We start from the raw sequence: 1,234 nt of genomic DNA on the forward strand, positions 1-1,234 counted from the left end.
GAGGAGCTGGGCGAGCTGCTCGGGGGTGAAGCGCTCGGCCGGATGCTCGACGGCCTCGGCCGGGTGCGCGAGGCCCGCCCGGCGGAAGCCGGGCGGGCGGGCGGTGATGCGGACGCTGTTCATCAGGCGAGCCCCGGTGATCAGGCCAGCCAGGGCACGACGAGCAGCTTGGCGGTGCCCGCCCACTCGTTGTCCGAGCCGTTCGCCTTCTTGGTGTTGACGACGGCGCGGCGGCCGGCGCCCTCGTTGGTCGGGCCGACGACCAGCAGGTTCGGGGTGATGCCCAGCGGGCGGCCGTAGTCGCCCTTCAGGCCGGTCATGGCCGCGCGGGCGGCCTCGTAGTTCGTGTCGTCGAGCGTGTCCTTGGAGCCGAAGGCGAGCTGCCACAGGCCGTAGCCGGCGTTGGACCGGCCGTCGACGCCGTAGACGTACTCGTTGCGCATGAAGACGTTGTTGTCGGTATCGTCCTGCAGCGGCACGAACTTGTAGGGCTCTCGCTCCTGGTAGATCAGCGGCTTGATCATCCGCGTCGTGTCCAGCAGGAACCAGGCGGGACCGGCACCGGCCTGCATGTTGGAGACGCTGGTCTCCGCGCCGGCCTCGTCGAGGACCGGATGGTCGATGTCGAAGAAGAACTGGTTGTCGTAGCACTTGCTCGTGAAGCCGCCGTTCAGCAGCGGCCAGACCAGCTGGTCGGGGTGCATGCGGGCGGCGCGGCCCATCTCCGCCACCACGGGCTTGTAGACGCCGTAGCGGTCGTCCTTGATCCGCGGGCGCTTGATGCCGACGGTCAGCTCGAACTCCTTGTTCTTGATCGTGAAGTCGTGGGTGGTCAGGTTCTCGATGACCCGGTCCCCGACCCACTCCTTGATGCCGGGCAGCTCGCCGAGCCAGGGATACTGCTCCTCGCTCGTCGTGCTCTGGACCAGCATCGCGACCTGGTCCCAAGTCGGCGTCGCGCCATCGAAGGCCTGGTTGAAGACGGTGCGGAACCCGGTGAAGAGGCTGCGCAGGTTGGCGGCGTTGACTTCCATCGGTGCTCTTGCTCCCCAAGCGCTCTGTCAGAGGATCTCGACCCAGACGCCGAGCTGGTCGACGTCGCGGACCTTGCCGGCGACCGAGCGGGTGCCGGCGCCGTCGGTCGCCGCCACCGTCTGGTCGTCGACGATGAAGCAGTCCGTGTTGACGTCGGCCAGGTCGACCGGATCGGCGGCGGCGTTGGCGAAGCGGAAGG

At 68.5% G+C, this 1,234-nt stretch carries 2 protein-coding genes; both read right to left on the reverse strand.

Annotation, left to right across the window (positions count from 1 at the left end):
- Positions 1-123 (reverse strand): HI1506-related protein (locus B9O00_RS34325; RefSeq protein ID WP_200808735.1); only part of this gene is annotated, 123 nt, incomplete at its 3' end.
- A 17-nt stretch (positions 124-140) separates the two neighbouring features.
- Entirely contained in the window at positions 141-1,034 is an 894-nt protein-coding gene (locus B9O00_RS32175) for a Mu-like prophage major head subunit gpT family protein (RefSeq protein WP_085127556.1), read from the reverse strand.
- Positions 1,035-1,234: the final 200 nt, after the last annotated feature.

It is taken from the genome of Tistlia consotensis USBA 355, from assembly GCF_900177295.1.
GTDB lineage: Bacteria > Pseudomonadota > Alphaproteobacteria > Kiloniellales > DSM-21159 > Tistlia > Tistlia consotensis.

What these genes read in the sequence shown, in the direction of transcription:
- B9O00_RS32175 (WP_085127556.1), bottom strand. Translation starts at nt 1,034, where the DNA reads ATGGAAGTCAACGCCGCCAACCTGCGCAGCCTCTTCACCGGGTTCCGC.